Source organism: Streptomyces sp. BHT-5-2 (assembly GCF_019774615.1).
Taxonomy (GTDB): domain Bacteria; phylum Actinomycetota; class Actinomycetes; order Streptomycetales; family Streptomycetaceae; genus Streptomyces.
Genome location: NZ_CP081497.1, coordinates 662,493 through 678,529, shown reverse-complemented (window position 1 = coordinate 678,529; position 16,037 = coordinate 662,493). Strand labels below are relative to the sequence as shown.

The 16,037-nt window shown below is 73.6% G+C and carries 17 protein-coding genes; 8 read left to right on the top strand and 9 right to left on the bottom strand.

Features of this window, described 5'->3' with window-relative positions:
* The first annotated feature begins 463 nt into the window (after positions 1-463).
* Positions 464-1,072, top strand: coding sequence for a GNAT family N-acetyltransferase (locus tag K2224_RS30980; protein ID WP_221910508.1), 609 nt, complete (start codon positions 464-466; stop codon positions 1,070-1,072).
* Positions 1,073-1,209: 137 nt separating this feature from the next.
* On the opposite strand, the gene K2224_RS30975 is transcribed toward K2224_RS30980, so the two are convergent.
* On the bottom strand, positions 1,210-1,383 hold the full coding sequence (locus K2224_RS30975) for a hypothetical protein (RefSeq protein ID WP_221910507.1): 174 nt from the start codon (positions 1,381-1,383) through the stop codon (positions 1,210-1,212).
* A 256-nt stretch (positions 1,384-1,639) separates the two neighbouring features.
* Between K2224_RS30975 and K2224_RS30970 the strand changes: the two genes are divergently transcribed.
* The 7 genes from K2224_RS30970 to thiI all read left to right on the top strand — a co-directional run bounded on the left by K2224_RS30970 (position 1,640) and on the right by thiI (position 9,779).
* Positions 1,640-1,819 (top strand): hypothetical protein, encoded by a 180-nt coding sequence (locus tag K2224_RS30970; RefSeq protein ID WP_221910506.1) that lies wholly within the window; start codon positions 1,640-1,642, stop codon positions 1,817-1,819.
* Between the two features lie 276 nt (positions 1,820-2,095).
* Positions 2,096-3,118 (top strand): DUF1259 domain-containing protein, encoded by a 1,023-nt coding sequence (locus K2224_RS30965; RefSeq protein WP_221910505.1) that lies wholly within the window; start codon positions 2,096-2,098, stop codon positions 3,116-3,118.
* Between the two features lie 121 nt (positions 3,119-3,239).
* On the top strand, positions 3,240-4,145 hold the full coding sequence (locus tag K2224_RS30960; protein WP_260693569.1) for an ornithine cyclodeaminase family protein: 906 nt from the start codon (positions 3,240-3,242) through the stop codon (positions 4,143-4,145).
* A gap of 101 nt (positions 4,146-4,246) precedes the next feature.
* Complete coding sequence (locus K2224_RS30955; protein WP_221910503.1) at positions 4,247-5,002, top strand: class I SAM-dependent methyltransferase; 756 nt, start codon at positions 4,247-4,249, stop codon at positions 5,000-5,002.
* 293 nt (positions 5,003-5,295) lie between these two features.
* Entirely contained in the window at positions 5,296-6,915 is a 1,620-nt protein-coding gene (locus K2224_RS30950) for an ABC-F family ATP-binding cassette domain-containing protein (protein ID WP_221910502.1), read from the top strand.
* Positions 6,916-7,401: 486 nt separating this feature from the next.
* Entirely contained in the window at positions 7,402-8,304 is a 903-nt protein-coding gene (locus K2224_RS30945) for a glycosyltransferase family 2 protein (protein ID WP_221910501.1), read from the top strand.
* 125 nt (positions 8,305-8,429) lie between these two features.
* Positions 8,430-9,779, top strand: coding sequence for a tRNA uracil 4-sulfurtransferase ThiI (gene thiI / locus K2224_RS30940; protein ID WP_221910500.1), 1,350 nt, complete (start codon positions 8,430-8,432; stop codon positions 9,777-9,779).
* On the opposite strand, the gene K2224_RS30935 is transcribed toward thiI, so the two are convergent.
* From K2224_RS30935 to K2224_RS30900, 8 genes are all read right to left on the bottom strand, one after another.
* Positions 9,697-10,524 (bottom strand): metalloregulator ArsR/SmtB family transcription factor, encoded by an 828-nt coding sequence (locus tag K2224_RS30935; protein ID WP_221910499.1) that lies wholly within the window; start codon positions 10,522-10,524, stop codon positions 9,697-9,699. The genes thiI and K2224_RS30935 overlap by 83 nt on opposite strands.
* Positions 10,525-10,725: 201 nt before the next feature.
* Positions 10,726-11,202: an Hsp20/alpha crystallin family protein gene (locus tag K2224_RS30930; protein WP_221910498.1), complete on the bottom strand. Its 477-nt coding sequence runs from the start codon at positions 11,200-11,202 to the stop codon at positions 10,726-10,728.
* Between the two features lie 140 nt (positions 11,203-11,342).
* Positions 11,343-11,561 (bottom strand): hypothetical protein, encoded by a 219-nt coding sequence (locus K2224_RS30925; protein WP_221910497.1) that lies wholly within the window; start codon positions 11,559-11,561, stop codon positions 11,343-11,345.
* 5 nt (positions 11,562-11,566) lie between these two features.
* A complete protein-coding gene (locus tag K2224_RS30920; RefSeq protein WP_221910496.1) occupies positions 11,567-11,794 on the bottom strand; it encodes a DUF1918 domain-containing protein in 228 nt (75 codons plus the stop codon).
* A 149-nt stretch (positions 11,795-11,943) separates the two neighbouring features.
* Positions 11,944-12,435, bottom strand: a complete 492-nt coding sequence (locus K2224_RS30915; RefSeq protein WP_221910495.1) for an Hsp20/alpha crystallin family protein — start codon at positions 12,433-12,435, stop codon at positions 11,944-11,946.
* Between the two features lie 123 nt (positions 12,436-12,558).
* Complete coding sequence (locus tag K2224_RS30910) at positions 12,559-14,049, bottom strand: ATP-binding protein (protein WP_221910494.1); 1,491 nt, start codon at positions 14,047-14,049, stop codon at positions 12,559-12,561.
* A gap of 148 nt (positions 14,050-14,197) precedes the next feature.
* Positions 14,198-14,851, bottom strand: a complete 654-nt coding sequence (locus K2224_RS30905; protein WP_221910493.1) for a CBS domain-containing protein — start codon at positions 14,849-14,851, stop codon at positions 14,198-14,200.
* A gap of 155 nt (positions 14,852-15,006) precedes the next feature.
* The gene (locus tag K2224_RS30900) at positions 15,007-15,915 is read right to left on the bottom strand and encodes a universal stress protein (RefSeq protein ID WP_221910492.1); all 909 of its coding nucleotides are present in this window, start codon (positions 15,913-15,915) and stop codon (positions 15,007-15,009) included.
* Positions 15,916-16,037 lie beyond the last annotated feature (122 nt).

The window sequence follows — 16,037 nt, the reverse complement described above, 5'->3', positions numbered from 1 at the left end:
CAACGACCACCCCGGCTCCGCCCCTTGCCCCGGCGCCCGGATCGAATGCCTCCGTGACATCAAGGGCAGAGCTTGCCAGTATCACCCAAACGCGGTAATAGCCTCAGACCATCCAGCGGAATATCATCTTCGGCATGGCGCCCACATGCGTCCCAGACGCCACCGCCGAGGCCAACGAGCGTATACGCGCATTCATGGCCGCCCGTGTCGGTCGGCCACTATGGCCCGAAGAGCAAACCGAGTACGAGCAACTGCTCGCCGCTTGGACCGACGCGATACACAGCCGCCGGCCCACGAACTGACCACCACAGCGCCTCGCCCCTGCTCACGCGGGGCCGAGGCGCTGTCCATGCGACGGCCACAACCCCACGCCGGATTCTCCCGGTTGGCCCGGCCGGTTGGCCCGACTCCTCAACCGCCCCCACCGCACCACCGGAAACAGCCGCCGTACACAATGACCGGTATGTCGATGCCAAACACCCCAAAGACGGCGACGGTCGACGACGCTCCCCTGGTCAGCCGCGCCCTGGCGCTCGCCTTCGACGACGACCCGATGATGCGCTGGTGCTTCCCCGAGAGCACCGCACGCGAGGCAGGACTCGGCCGCTACTTCGCCACGCTCTTCACCCGCCAGTACGTCCGCCACGGCGTGTGCGAACGCACCGACGCGGCCGCCGCGTTCTGGGTGCCGCCGGAGGCTCAGGACAAGGCCGTTCCCGACGCGGAAACCATCCACGAACTCGAAAGCATCCTCGGGGACCGGGCCGCCCTCTTCGCGCAGGCGGCCCTGACGGCCGCCGACTACGCACCCCAGGAACCCCACTGGTCCCTGGCGGTGATCGGCGCCGACCCGGCCGCCCAGGGCCAGGGCCACGGAGCCGCCCTGCTCCGCTCGGGCCTGGCCAAGGCGGACGCCACGGGCCTGCCCACCTACCTGGAGTCCTCCAAGCCGTCGAACCTGCCCGTCTACGAACACTTCGGCTTCACCGTCCGGGAGAAGATGCAACTCCCGGAGAACGGCCCGACGCTGTGGACCATGTGGCGCGAACCCCGCCACCCGACCGACGCCTGACACGGGCCGCCCTTCGACCTGACGGCTCGGCCACGCCGGGACGGGCCCGCACACAGCCGCGCCCCCGCTCTCGCCCTCGAACGGGCCTGAACGGAGGCGTCGCACCGCATCCAAGGGGCTCGCCCCTGCGCAGGATCTCAGTCGTCGATAAGGAAGGCCCCGCTCACCACTCTTTGGATACCTTCGGTGATCGGGGCGGTTCCGATCCGGGCGGAGCCGGAATTGGGTCCGTCGGCATGGGCGGTGCCGGCTCCGAGGACGATCAGCGCTGAGGCCGCTACTGCGGTAGCGAGAACAGTCAGGCGCTTCATGAGGGACCTCCATTCATCAAGGCGACATATCGGCAGAACCACCGCCATCCTTCCCCCGACTCCCCGGACCCCCTCCGGCAAACGGCCATGTCACTCCAACGTGCGCCGGTGCTACGGGCCATCTGCGGCCGGACGCCACCCAGGGCGGTCCCGCAAGCGGAGGAACCGGGAGAGCGGCGAGCCGAGGGGCATCCCCGGCACCTCATATGTGCCGTGATCAAGCCGGTTGTCACCGCACGGACGTAGAATTCGGACCATGGCGACCACGAGCGTTCCACACTCCGAGGCCAACGAGCGGATACGCGAGTTCATGGCCGCGCGCGCCGGTCGGGCCCTGTTGCCGGAGGAACAAGCCGAGTACGAGCAGCTGCTCGCCGCCTGGGCGAACTCCGTACACACGCACACCACCCCCGCCGCCGCCCCCGCCACCAACTGAACGACCAAGCGCCCCGCCCTGCCGAAGCAGAGCGGGGCGCGCTCTTGCTGTCCGGCGGCGGGGGTCGCCCGGCGAGGGGGGCAGGCGGGCCCGCGCGGGCGGTCGGCGGGGCTCGGGCGCCGGAGGCGTCAACGGGACCGGCCGTCCGGCCCCGCTCCCTCACCCATCACGATGACCGCTTAGCCCAGCTGGCCCGCAACCGCGGGGTGACGGGCCGTCAGTTCGGGGATGCATCCAACTCCTCCTGATGGAGGTCACCGTGGAGGTATTCACGTCATGGCTGGAGACCGACAGCAGACCCCCGACCCGCGAGCGGGTTCTCCTCGGCGGCGCGTACTGGCCGCGGCGGCCTTCGCCCCGCTGCTGGCCGCGGCGCCCACTCCGGCGCGGGCCCGTCCGGCCGCCCTGCCCGGCGAGTCCGGCGAGGCGCTCGCGCCGGCCGCGCGGAAGCTGATCGAACCGGTCGAGAGCACTCTCTCCCACTGGAAATCGGTCGCCAGGACGATGGGCAGGACCGGCGACATGAAGCGCAAGGTGATGTACCACACCGGGCTCCCCCGACGGGACCTCAAGGTGGCCTCGCATCGCATCCACGTAAAGCCGTCCCTCGCACTGGGCTCGCACGTCTCCTTCGTCCGCTACGCCGACGACAGCACCCTGCTGATGGGCGACGTGGTGGTGACCGAGGACGAACTCCAGGGCTTCGTCGACACGTTGCAGAAGCACCACCTCGCCGTGACCGCGCTGCACAAGCACCTGCTCTCCCAGCAGCCGGACATCTGGTGGGTCCATGTGCACGGGCACGGCCACGACCCGGAGACGCTGGCGCGCGGTATCCGCAAGGCGTTCGACGGCACCGGCACCCCGCTCGCGAAGGAGTCCGACGCGGACGACGACGTCGATCTGGACACCGACGGGATCGACGAGGCGATGCGCGCCAAGGGGTCCGTGGACGACGGGATCTACAAGTGCATCTTCGTCCGCCGGGAGAAGATCACCGACGGCAGGCTGGTGCTGCCGCCGGGTCTGGGCTCGACCAGCGCCTTCAACTTCCAGCCGCTGGGCGACGGTCGGGCCGCGGTCAGCGCGGACTGCTGCATGGTCGCCGACGAGGTCCAGGACGTCCTGCGGGCGCTGCGGAAGGCCGACGCCAAGCTCGTCGAGCTGCACAACCACGGCCTGACGGACGAACCCCGCCTGTTCTTCGTCCATGTGTGGGCGGTCGGTGACGCCGTGCGGCTCGCTGGCGCCCTGCGCCGTGCGGTGGACGCCACCGACGTGGTCGCGGCCGGCGCCTGATCCCGCGGCCGCCGCCGGCGGGCGGCGGCCGCACGACGGATGCGGCGCACGGCACCGGACCGGCACAGTGGTCCCCGACCAGGGATCCGCCCGGGTCCCGCCCACCGAAGGGAACGTGCCGGTGCCCGTGCTGCTGCTCGACGACGACGATGTCCGCGCCCGTCTGGACGCCGCGACGGCGGTCCGCGCCGTGCGCGAGGCGCTGCTGGCCGCCCATCACGGCACGCTGGACGCGCCGCCCCGGGCCCGGGCCGGGCTCGGGGACGGCGATCTGGTGATCACCGCGGGCCGGCTGCGCACCCGCGGGCTGTTCGGCTTCCGCTGCTACGACACCCTCGTCGGCGCCGAGCAGTTGGTCGCCGTCTGGGGCACGGAGGACGGCCGGCTGCGGGCCGTGGTGCACGGCGACGAGCTGGGCCCGCGGCGGACCGGGGCGATCGGCGCCGTGGCGGTGGATGCCGCGGCCCGGCCCGGACCGGTCCGCGTCGGGCTGGTGGGGGCGGGGCCACAGGCATGGGCGCAGCTGTGGGCCCTGTGCGCGGTGCGGGAGGTGACGGAGGCCGTCGTGGTGGCCCGCCGTCAGGAGCGCGCCGCGGCCTTCGCGCGCCGGGCCGCCGCCGAACTCGGCGTGGCGGCAAGGGCGGTGACCGCGGTGCGGGACGCGGTCGCCGACCGGGACGTGGTGATCGTGGCCACCGGCAGCCCCACTCCGGTCCTGGATGCCGACTGGCTGGCTCCGGGCACCCATCTGTCGACCCTCGGCCCCAAGTCCGTTGCCCGGCGCGAGGTGCCCGCCTCCCTGGCCGAGCGGGCCGGCACCGTCCTGACCGACTCCGTCGCCCAGTCGGCCGGCTTCCCCGAACCGCAGCTCTTCCCGATCGACCGGCTCGTCCCCCTCGGCGCCGTGCTCGCCGGCGCGGCCTCGGCCCGTACGGCCGACGACGAGCTCACGGTCTTCAGCTCGGTCGGACTGGCCGGCACCGAGGTCGCGGTCGCCGCCGCGCTGTGCGAGGCCGTGCCGCACTGACCCCGATGCGCCTCGGCCCCGGGCCGGGCCGTGGCCCAGGCAGGAGGGCCCGCGCGAAAAATGCCGGGCGGGCCGGGCGTCCTGCGCGGTACGGTCCGGGCATGGTCGATGTCGATGCGGACGGATACTTCGGGCAGGATGTCGCGACGACGTATGACGAGACGTCAGCGGAGATGTTCGCCGCGGGAGTTGTGGATCCGGTGGTCGATTTCCTGGTCCGGCTCGCCGGGCGCGGGCGGGCGCTGGAGCTGGGCATCGGGACGGGCCGGATCGCGCTGCCGCTGGCGCGCCGCGGTGTGCCGGTCCACGGCATCGACCTGTCCCGGGCGATGGTCGACCGGCTGCGGGCCAAGCCGGGCGGCGACGGCATCGGCGTGACGATCGGCGACTTCGCCACCACACGGGTGGACGGGACGTTCTCGCTCGCCTACCTGGTCTTCAACACCGTCATGAATCTGACGTCCCAGGAGGCGCAGGTCGACTGCTTCCGCAATGCCGCGGCACACCTCGCACCGGGGGGCTGCTTCGTCGTCGAGGTGACGGTCCCCGAGCTGCGGAAGCTCCCGCCGGGAGCGCACGCCGTGCCGTTCGGGATCAGTCCGACCCGTTGGGCGTTCGACCTCTATGACGTCGCCACCCAGGCGATGAGCTCGAACTACGTCGACGTCGTCGACGGGCGCGGCAGCTACCGGTCGATCCCGTTCCGGTACGTCTGGCCGGCGGAACTCGATCTGATGGCGCGGCTGGCCGGGCTGCGGCTGCGCGAGCGCTGGGCCGGGTGGTCGGGCGAGGCGTTCACCGGCGAGAGCCGTCGGCATGTGTCGGTCTGGGAGAAGCCGACGGCCGACGGCGGGTGAGGGTGCGCCGGGCGCTTCCTCGGGCCGTCGGTCCCAAGGGCGGCGGCCGGAATCCGTCACGGGCGGGAAATCCGCTTGGCCCCGGGCGTCGTACGGGGGAGAGTACGGCCGGAGTTCGCCGTTCGGTGTGCGGATTCCCGTTCCGATACAGTGCCGAAGCGGAATGTGATCACGCCTGCGGGGATGCCGGCCGTCGCGCGCCGTCGCTTCGCCTGGTGTTCGCGCGCGGTGTTTCGGTGGAATGTTTTCGGTTTTCTCGGTTTTCTTCAGCGTTCTTAAGTTTGGGCCGGTTTATGGGGCATGTAGAAGTCGCGCACGTGGAGTACTACCTTCCGGACGGGCGGGTGCTGCTCGACGACGCCTCCTTCCGGGTGGGCGAGGGGGCGGTGGCCGCGCTCGTCGGGGCCAACGGTGCGGGCAAGACCACGCTGTTGCGGCTGATCTCGGGCGAGTTGAGGCCGCACGGAGGGTCGGTGACGGTCAGCGGCGGGCTGGGGGTGATGCCCCAGTTCGTCGGCTCGGTGCGGGACGAGCGGACGGTCCGGGATCTGCTGGTGGCGGTGGCGCCGGAGCGAATCCGGCACGCGGCGCACGCCGTCGACGACGCCGAGACGGCCATCATGGAGCGGGACGACGAGGCCGCGCAGCTGCAGTACGCCCAGGCACTGAGCGACTGGGCGGAGGCCCGCGGGTACGAGGCCGAGACGGTGTGGGACATGTGCACGATGTCCGCGCTCGGGATCCCGTACGAGAAGGCGCAGTGGCGGGCGGTGCGGACGCTCTCCGGCGGCGAGCAGAAGCGGCTGGTGCTGGAGGCGCTGCTGCGCGGCCCGGACGAGGTGCTGCTGCTCGACGAGCCGGACAACTACCTCGACGTGCCCGGCAAGCAGTGGCTGGAGGAGCAGCTGCGGGAGACCCGCAAGACGGTGCTGTTCGTCTCCCACGACCGGGAACTGCTGGCGCGGGCGGCGCAGCGGATCGTGAGCGTGGAGCCCGGTGCGGCGGGCAGCGACGTGTGGGTGCACGGCGGCGGTTTCGCGACGTACCACGAGGCGCGGGCCGAGCGGTTCGAGCGGTTCGAGGAGCTGCGGCGGCGTTGGGACGAGAAGCACGCTCAGCTCAAGCGGCTGGTGGCGGACATGCGGCAGTACGCCAAGCGCAGCGACGAGATGGCCTCGCGGTACCACGCGGCGCAGACCCGGTTGCAGAAGTTCGAGGAGATCGGCCCGCCGCCCGAGCCGCCGCGCCCGCAGAAGATCACCATGCGGCTGACGGGCGGCCGCACCGGCGTCCGGGCGGTGACCTGCCGGCAGTTGGAGCTGACGGGGCTGATGAAGCCGTTCGACCTGGAGGTCTTCTACGGCGAACGGGTCGCGGTGCTGGGATCCAACGGCTCGGGGAAGTCGCACTTCCTGCGGCTGCTGGCCGGTGAGGACGTCGCACACGGCGGGCAGTGGAAGCTGGGCGCCCGGGTGGTGCCGGGGCACTTCGCACAGACCCATGCCCGGCCGGAGCTGATGCGGCGCACGCTCGTCGAGATCCTGTGGGCCGAACATGCGCGCAGCCGGGGGCCGGCGATGAGCGCGCTGCGCCGCTACGAGCTCGACCAGCACGGGGACAAGCCCTTCGAGAAGCTGTCCGGCGGGCAGCAGGCGCGGTTCCAGATCCTGCTGCTGGAGATCGGCGGGGCGACCGCGCTGCTGCTGGACGAGCCGACGGACAACCTCGACCTGGAGTCGGCCGAGGCGCTGCAGAAGGGCCTGGAGGCGTACGAGGGCACGGCGCTGGTGGTCACCCACGACCGCTGGTTCGCCCGCTCCTTCGACCGTTATCTGGTCTTCGGGCAGGACGGCAGGGTCCGGGAGACGCCGGAAGCGGTGTGGGACGAGCGGCGGGTGGAGCGCCGCCGGTAGCTCCCGCGACGGCATCGGTGCCGCGGTCCGTCCCACCCGTGGGCGGCACCATCTCGGCCGTGTTCGGGCCGGATTCCGCTGCGCCGTTCGGGCTGCGGGAGCCCGGGACGGCACGGTGCCCGGTCCGGACCGGCGTCCGCACCGGGCGGCCGGGGCCGCGCGCGCATGCCTCAGGACTCCGTCCGCGCCCCAACGTCCCCACGGGTGCCGGCGAGCGGCCGCTACCGCAGCGAGTGAGGCGCGTCAAGGTGGTCAATTCCGGTACGAAAGGGTGGCGTTGACCCTTGCCTTGACGCGGTGCTTGACTTCCCGGGCCGTTCCGCGTCACCCCCACCGCCCCTCACCCGCAGCACGCCGCGCTCCCCGAGACACCAGCGCACCCCCGGGTCCGTCCAACGCCGTGGGCAGCGCCGTGACTCCGGGTGGGCACCGGCCGCGCAGGTTCTTCACCAGGCTGTCGCCCACCGAGATGAGGCCCGTCGGAGCATGAGGATCAGTGTCGTCATCCCCGCCTACCGCGCCCGGGACGTACTGGAGCTGTGCCTGCTGTCCCTGGCCCGTCAGACGCTCGAAGCACAGCACTCGTCCGAGGTGATAGTGGTGGACGACGGCTCGGCCGACGGCACGGACCGGATGGTCGCCGGCCTCCCGTCCGACCTGGACCTCCGCTATGTGTACGCGCCGCGCTCCCCCGCGTCCGGCCGGGCCCGGGCCCGCAACCTCGGGCTGGCGCGGGCGGCCGGCGATCTCGTGGTGCTGCTCGACGCGGACCAGGTGGTGGCGCCGACGTTCCTCGCCGAGCACGCCCGGGCCCATGCCGGGGACGACGGGGCGGTGGTCGTCGGCCGGCGGTTCCAGTTGGCGGACGGGCCGGTGGACCGGGAGCGGCTGCGGTACGAGTTCAGCTTCGAGGCCCTGCCGCCGGTGGTGCGGGGCGACGAACGGGAGCCGGTGCTGGAGGCGTTCGGCTGCGAGCTGGCCGACCTGGAGACCGCCTGGCACTACCTGTGGGCGTGCAACGCGTCGGTGCGGCGGCGCCATCTGGTGGCCGCCGGCGGCTTCGACGAGGCGTTCGTCGGCTGGGGGTTGGAGGACTCCGAGCTGGGCTACCGACTGACCAGGGGCGGTCTGCGGCTGCGCTACGCGCCCGAGGCCGGCGCGTACCACCTGCACCGGGAGCCGGTCTCCCCGGCGCGGCACCGCGAGTGGCGGCGCAATCTCGCCTACTTCGCCGGCAAGCACGACGATCTGGTGGTCGCCCTGCAGCGGGCGTTCGAGCCGGCCATCGCCGCGGCCCGGCCGGGCCCGGGACGGCACGAGTGCGCCCTCCGCTTCGAACTCGCCGCCCGGGCGCTCGCCGGCCGGCACCGTGCCGCGCGGGTGGGCTGAGAGCCGGCGACGCCGTACGACGGCCCGGGGCGCCCGGGTGTCTACCCTGGAGATGCGGCAGGTCCGCCGGGCGGGGAGCCGGTGGGCCGCGCCCCGGGCCGCACACCGACGCACGAAGGAGAGTTGTGTCCGGCGCACCACGCAATCCCCCCACCGGGACGCCCGGCCCGTACCGCTCCTGCGTCCTGCTCAAGCACGGCGAGATCTTCCTCAAGGGGCGCAACCGCCGGCTGTTCACCGAGCGGCTGCACGACAACCTCCGGCTCGCGCTGCGCGGCGTGGGCGGCTCGACGTGGATCAAGACCGCGCAGAACGTCACCGTGCTGGGCGGGCAGGTGCCGCAGGAGGTCCTGGTCGAGCGGGCCCGGCGGGTGATCGGTTTCAACTCCGTCGAGCCGGCGATCCGGGTGCCCAGCGACGTGGCCGCGATCACCGCGGCGGCGGTGCGGACGCTGGGCGCGGTGGCATCGGAGCGGCCGGTGGCGAGTTTCGCGGTCCGGGTCCGGCGCCGGGACAAGTCGTTCCCGATGACCTCGACACAGCTGGAGGCGTATGTCGGGGCGCGGGTCCAGGAGGCGTGGGACGGGTTGCCGGTCGACCTCTCCCACCCGGGCGTCCGGCTGGCGATCGAGATCGACCACCGGGAGACCTATCTGTCCTGGGCCCGCCATCCGGGACAGGGCGGGTTGCCGGTCGGGGCGAGCGGCCGCGCCCTGGTGCTGCTGTCCGGCGGCTTCGACTCGCCGGTGGCCGCCTACCGTGCCATGCGCCGCGGCCTGGCCTGCGACTTCGTGCACTTCACGGGCGCCCCGTACACCAACGCGTCGTCGGCGTACAAGGCGTACGCGCTCGCCCGGGAGCTCAACCGCTACCAGCCGCCGGGGCGGCTGTACGTCATCGCCCTGGGGCGGGCACAGCGGCAGTTGGCGGTGGCCGGGGCGGGCAGGCTGCAGGTGGTGGCCCAGCGGCGGCTGATGGTCCGGGCCGCCTCGGTGCTGGCCGGCCGGATCCGGGCGCAGGCGCTGGTGACCGGGGACAGCCTGGGGCAGGTGGCCAGCCAGACGCTGGCGAACCTCGCCGCGGTGGACGAGGCCGCCGGGCTGCCCGTCGTCCGGCCGCTGGTCGGCTGGGAGAAGCAGGAGATCATCGACGAGGCGCGGGCCATCGGCACGGCGGACGTCTCCGTGCTGCCCGACGAGGACTGCTGCCGGCTGCTCGCCCCGCCCCGGGTGAGCACCCGGGCCACGCTGCCCCAACTGCACGCGGTGGAGCGTCGGTTGGACCTCGACGAGGTGATCGCCGAGCTGCTGGCCGGCGCGCAGGTCCTGTGGCCGGGCGGGGACGAGGCGGCGGAGGACACGGAGGAGGCGGCGGGCGCGGGCGCGCCGGCGGCTAGGCCCGCCCCGCACCGGACGCGGGCTCCGGCTCCGGCTCCGGCTCCGGAAGCAGTTCGCCCGTCTCCAGCAGGGTCTTGAGGTTGGACAGCAGTGCCGGCCAGCCGTGCTGGATCATGCCGCGGGCGGTGGAGCCGGGCGCGAATCCGTCGTGCACCACGGTGAGCTTGACCATCTCGCCGAGCGGCTCGATCTCGAAGGTCACCTTCGAGCGCGGCTCGGCCGCGAGCGCGGCCAGGACGTCGTCGGCGACGCCGACGCTCGCGGCCCACTCGGGGGTGAAGGTGTGCCAGGTGTACGACAGTCGCCGGTGCGGGGCGGACTCCAGGACGACCTGTTCGGGGTCGGTGACGGTGGCTCCGCGCTCGGTCCAGGCCATGGTCGAGCCGGTCCGCCAGTCGGTGGCGAACTCCGCGCCCCAGTAGCGGCGGGTGAACGCGGGGTCGGTGAGAGCCTGCCAGAGCCGTTCCGGCGTGGTCCGGATGTAGGTGGTGTAGACGAACGCGTCGCTGTCCATGGGGGGTGTCTCCAGTGCGTGTTTGAGGTCGGCGAGGGCGCGCGCCCGCTCGCGGTCGTAGCGGCTGATCCAGCGGTCGGCGAGGGCGTTGATCGGCTCGGCGTTGAGGTAGTGCAGCTTCTCCCGCCCGCGGCGGAGCGTGGTGATCAGGTTGGCCGCCTCCAGGACGGCCAGGTGCTTGCTGACCGACTGCCGCGCCATGTCCAGCTCCGCGCACAGCTCCCGCAGCGTCTGCCCGTTGCGGGCGTTGAGGCTGTCCAGCAGCCTCCGGCGCCCCGGGTCGGCCAACGCCCTGAAGACCTCGTCCACGCCCGCCTTTTCCTTTCCCGCCCCTGTCATGCAGCCGTGCGGCTGCATGAAAAACGATAGGCAGCCACCTGGCTGCATGTCAATCGCGGCCGGGACGGCGCCGGCGGGCGGCGACAACGACGGGGGCTTGTCGAGGGGGTCCGCGGGTCCGCGGCCTCCGGAGAACGATCCGGGCGGCCCGGCGCCGCGGGCCGTCACGGGTCAGTCGGTGATCTCGATGTGCCGGGGCGTGGTGGCCTCCGCCTTGGGGATGGTCACGGTCAGCACGCCGTCCGTCAGGTTCGCCGTGACCTCGTCGGTCCGGACGTCGACGGGCAGCGCCGAACGGAACGCGAAGCGGCCGGTGCGGCGGGTGGTGCGGCGCAGTACGCCCTCGTGCCCGCACTCCTTGTACTCGCCGGTGATGCGCAGCTCTCGGTTGCCGATCTCGACGTCGACGTCGTCGCGTTTCACCCCGGGCAGTTCGGCCTCGACGATGTAGGCGTCGGCGGTCTCGTGCAGGTCCGCCAGCGGCGCCCACTGGCTCCGCTCGGCGAGCGCGGTGCCGCCGCCGGCGGCTTCGAGCAGGCGGCCCATCCGCTCGTAGAGGTCGTCGAACTCCGACGCGATGGGCTCGCCCCAGGCCGGTAGAACCTGTTCCAGGAAGCTGCCGGGCCGGTGTCGCACGGGCATGTTCATCGCGGTCACCTCCGCGCCTCGACGGTGTTCGCGGGGCGCTCGGCTGATGTGTGCCTGGTCCCGCGGGGCCCGCTTTCGGGCCCGGTTCCATGCTGCGCGCCGCTCTGCGGCCCGGCGACTTCGCGGGCCGGGCCGCGGGGTCAGCCGAACAGGCGGGGCACCCGGATCGTCCGGACCGGGCGCTTCGGCTTCGGCTCCTGGTGCGGCGGCAGCCGGCCGCCGGGGAGTTCGTCGGCCCGCGGCGGGCCGTCGGCCTGGCCCCGCGGCTTCTGGCCGCGGCCCGTCCGGTCGGTGCGGCCGGCCTGTCCCGATCCGGCGGGCGTCGCGCGGTGCCGGCGAGCCGCCGCTTTGCGTCCCATGGGGACTACACCCTGTGCCGGGGCGCGTCGGTCCGCGCCGGGCGCGCCCCGGCGACGGATTCGGTGACACAGCCCGGTCCGGGGAAGATCTCCGACTCGTGGCCGTCCTCGTAGCGCACCCGGTACGGGGGTTCGCCGTTGCGTCCGAGCACCTCGACCACCGTGGCCCGGTGCTCCGGGCTGCCCACCGCGCGTCCGGTGATGCGCAGTACGTCTCCCTTGTGCGCCTGCATCGCCGCTCACCCTTCCCTGCACTGACGTGACTCTGCGCGCCCGCCCTTCGGGGACGCACGCCCCGCCTGCTTCCAGTGTGCGTACGCGGCCGCGGTCCGCACGAGGAGCCGGCGCCGGCCGCCGCAAGGCCGCGGTGCGTCCCGGCGGTTCAGCCCTGGATCTCGACGTGGCGCGGCCTGGCGGCCTGCGCCTTGGGGATCGTCACCGTGAGGACACCGTCCGAGAGCCCGGCGGTCACCTCGTCGGCCTTGACGTCCACCGGCAGCAGCGCGCGGTACTCGAACGCCCCGGTGGGGCGCCCGCGGTGGCGCGGTGCGCCCTCCCGCTCGGCGGCCCGGAACTCGCCGGAGATGCTCACCTCGTGCTCGCCGACCTCGACGTCGATGTCCTGGCGGGTGATTCCGGGCAGTTCGCACTCGACCACATACGCCTCGTCGGTCTCGTGCAGGTCGGCGGGCGGGGTGAAGGCCACCGCCTCGGCCGGGGACGCGGGGAACGCGGGGAACGCGGGAAACGCGGCGGACTCCAGCAGCTGGCTCATCCGGTCGAAGAGCTCCTGGACCTCGGCCATCGGCCGGGGCCGCCGGCCCGGCCCGTGCTCCCACGGGCCGCCGGGCCGGTGGCGCATCGGCAGATTCATCACGGATCACCTCCCCGTACGGGCAGCGGAACGCCTCCGCTCCCTCCATGCTGGCCATGCCGGGCGCGGCGGCGCGAGTCGGACGAGCCGGACCGTGACTGACGGGGCATCAGTTGGGGCCGGTCATTCGCCGTGGTAGAGCCGGTCGATGCCGATCAGCAGGACCTCGCCCTTGGCCTCCGCGGCCCGCAGCTCCGGGCCGAAGCCGACGCCGCCGTAGCAGGCCGGCACGGTCTGGCCGGTGTCCTCGCCGGACGCGGCGAGCAGGGCGAGGATGCGGCGCAGCCGGGCCAGGTGCGGGGCGTCCATGACCTCGTTCCAGCAGGCCACCCCGACCGACAGCAGCACTCCCGGCCGCCCGTCGGCCGTGCCGCGGACGACCACCTCCGCGTCGAGCCGGCCGTTCCCCTCCGGATCGGGGACGGTGCCGCGGACCGCTGTGGCGGCCTCCCCGCCGAAGGTGTCCCAGGCGGCGTACCGGGTGGCCCAGTCCCGGCAGAGCTGGGCGAAGTGCGGCGCGGCCACCGAGGCGTCGAAGTCCGGGCGGATCCGGCGCCAGACGGCGGCCGCGTCCTCCTGCTCCAGGGCGGCCCGGTGGGGCCAGGCGACGGCGTGCTCGAAGGCCAGCAGCGGTTCGGCGATGCGGTAGCGGGTCAGGCCCGGCCGGAACGCGTCGGCTTCGCCGTGCAGCAGCCCGTGGTTCCGCATCACGGCCAGGACGTGCGAGATGTCGTGCAGCGAGGCCCCCAGGCGGTCGGCGATCCCGCCGGGGGTGGAGCGGCCGCCGGCGATCGCGACCAGCACCGAGTGGGACAGGGCGCGGTCGGCGTAGTCGCCCTCCTGCTCCAGCAGGTGGCGGGCCTCCCAGAACAGCGGCACCCGCGGATTGAGCACCGTCCGGCACACCCAGGCGTCGAAGTCGTCCGGGCCGGCCGGCGCGTCGTCGCGGACCAGGTCGCCGCGGTAGGCGGGGGTGCCGCCGACGACGGCGTGCACCTGCACCGCGAGCCGGGGCGACCGGATGCCCCAGAAGCGGGCCGCCTTCCGGAAGCCGAAGGGCCGCACGGCCAGCTCCAGGGAGGCCAGGCGGTGCAGCGACGACGAGCCGGCGAAGAGCCGGCGGATGACGGCGGGGCTGGCGCCGCTGAGGATCAGCCGGGTGCGGTTGTGCGGGCGCTGCTCGTGCATCCGGACGAAGGCGCAGTGCAGCACCGACGGCAGTGCGGGGCTGTGCCCGACCAGCTCGGGGAAGTCGTCGACGATCACCGGCGCCGGCCGCTCGTCGCCCAGCGCGAGCAGCGCCTCCATCGCGTCGTCCCAGCTGCCCCAGTGCGGCGGCCGGGCCGCTCCGGTGTGGGCGGCCAGCCGCTCGGCCAGCCGCCGCAGGGACTCCGCCTCGGCGGCCGCCTGCCCGTCGAAGTAGAAGCCGCCGGTGGCCTGGCTCACCGCCTCCAGCAGGAACGTCTTGCCCTGGCGGCGCTGCCCGGAGACCAGCGCGAGGGTGGCGCCCGGACGGGGATCGCGGGCGAAGCCGACGAGGTCGGTCCACTCGTCGGTGCGGTCGAAGATCCGGTCGGGCCGGGCCGGAAGGGCAGTGGCATCCGATGACGACACGGGCCCGCTCCCCTCGTTCACGGGCCGCCGGCGGCGACCGGCGGCCGACCTCGCTGTCCGTACGGTGCGCTGTGTGTCAAGTACACCTCCGGCATCCGGTGGGCGCCCGGTCCGGTGGGCCGTCCGGGGCACCGGACGGCCGTCCCCGTCAGCCCGCTTCGGGCGCGGGCTGCCCGGGGAAGACGGCGGCACCGCCCGATGCGCCGGCGGCGTCGTCCCGCTCGTAGGTGAGCCGGTCGATCACCTCGATCACCCCGTCCACGCTCTCGCAGAGCCGGACCGCGATCGGCACCAGGCTCCGGCGCTCCAGCGTGCCGGTGAGCGTCACGGTGCCGTCGGCGACATCGACGGTGACCGCGGACGGCGCGACCCCGAGCGTGCGGGTCAGCACCTCCTCCAGGATCTCCTCCTGGATCGCCCGGTCCCGCCGCAGGAAGAGCTGGACCAGGTCGCTGCGGCTGATCACCCCGATGAGCCGGCCGCCGTCGTCGACCACCGGCAGCCGCTTGACCCGGCGCTGTTCCATCGTCCGGGCCGCCTCGACCACGCTCCACTCCGGCCGTGCCACCACGGCCGGACTGGTCATGATCGCCTCGGCGTTGGCGGCGCCGGCCTTGGAGAGCTGCCGGCGCAGCAGATCGGCTTCGGACACCACCCCCACCGGCCGCCCGTCGTCGTCGACGACCGGCACTGCGGTGATGTCGTACTCGTCGAGCAGCCGCGCGATCTCCCGGAACTGGGTGCCCCGTTGGACGGTGACGGCGTTGGGGGTCATCAGATCGGCCACTCTGCGGTGCCTCATGACGGGCCACTACCTCCGGATGTGCTGGTTCCGCCGACCCCGGCCGGGTGCGGCCGGAGTCCTGTCCTCATGATCCCGCGTCGCGCCCCCGAACGGCGTACGCCGCCGGCGGAATGCAACGATCCGGTGCGGCCGCGGCCCGCCGAGGAACGTCCCTAGTCATCCGGCACCACGGCAACCGGGCAGGTCACATGGTGGATGGCGGCATGGGCGACAGCGCCGATCCGGGGTGCCGGCAGCCGGTGGTGGTGGCGCCGGCCGACGACCAGGAGGCCGGCCCCCGAGGCGGCCTCGACGACCGCCCGGGCCGGGCTGTCCGTCAGCACGGTCCGCTGCACCAGGACGCCGGGAAAGCGGGCGCTCCACGGGCGCAGTGCCTCGGCCAGTTCGTGCTCGGCCGCCGCGGTCACCTCGCCCGCCGCGTCCAGGTCCACGCCCCACGGCGTGTAGACCTGGACGGGGAACGGGCGGCCGTGCACCACCTGGAGCAGGACCCCGCGGACGGCCGCCGACTCGAAGGCGAACTCCAGCAGCCGCTCGGCCGGCCCGCCGAGCCCGACCCCTGCCACGACCCGCGGTGCGGCGGCCCCCGGCGCGGCCGAGTCCGCCGGCTCGGCACGCTCGGCGCGCTCCGCCGGCTCCGGCTCACCGGCCCGCACCAGGACCACCGGGCCCGCGGCCCGGGCCACCACGCTCAGGCTGACATCACCGAGGACGAAGCTCTTCCACGCCGACAGGGCCCGCGAACCCAGGACGAGCAGCCGGGACTCCGCCGAGGCCCGCAGCAGCGCCGGCTCCGGCTCGTCGCCCACCAGGTCCTCGATGATCGGCAGCTGCGGATGACGGGCCCGCACCGCGGCCGTCGCCGCGCGGACGACCTGGCGGGCGCAGACGTTCTGGTCCCGCTCGGGCGCGGTGTCCGGCGCCTGGGCGGCCAACATGATCCAGGCGTGCAGCAACCGCAGCACGGCGCCCCGCCGGTGCGCCTCGTCGGCGGCCCAGTGCGCCGCCGCCAGGGACTCCGCCGAGCCGTCGAGCCCGACGGTGACGATCTCCGGCTCCATGACTCTTCCCCAACGCGTCCGATGCGCGGGACGCTCGCCCCGCGCTATCGAGCCTGCGCGTCCGCGCGGCGCCCGGCCAGTGGGCCGGTGGGCACCGCACGGGGGTCGAACGGCCCGGGCCG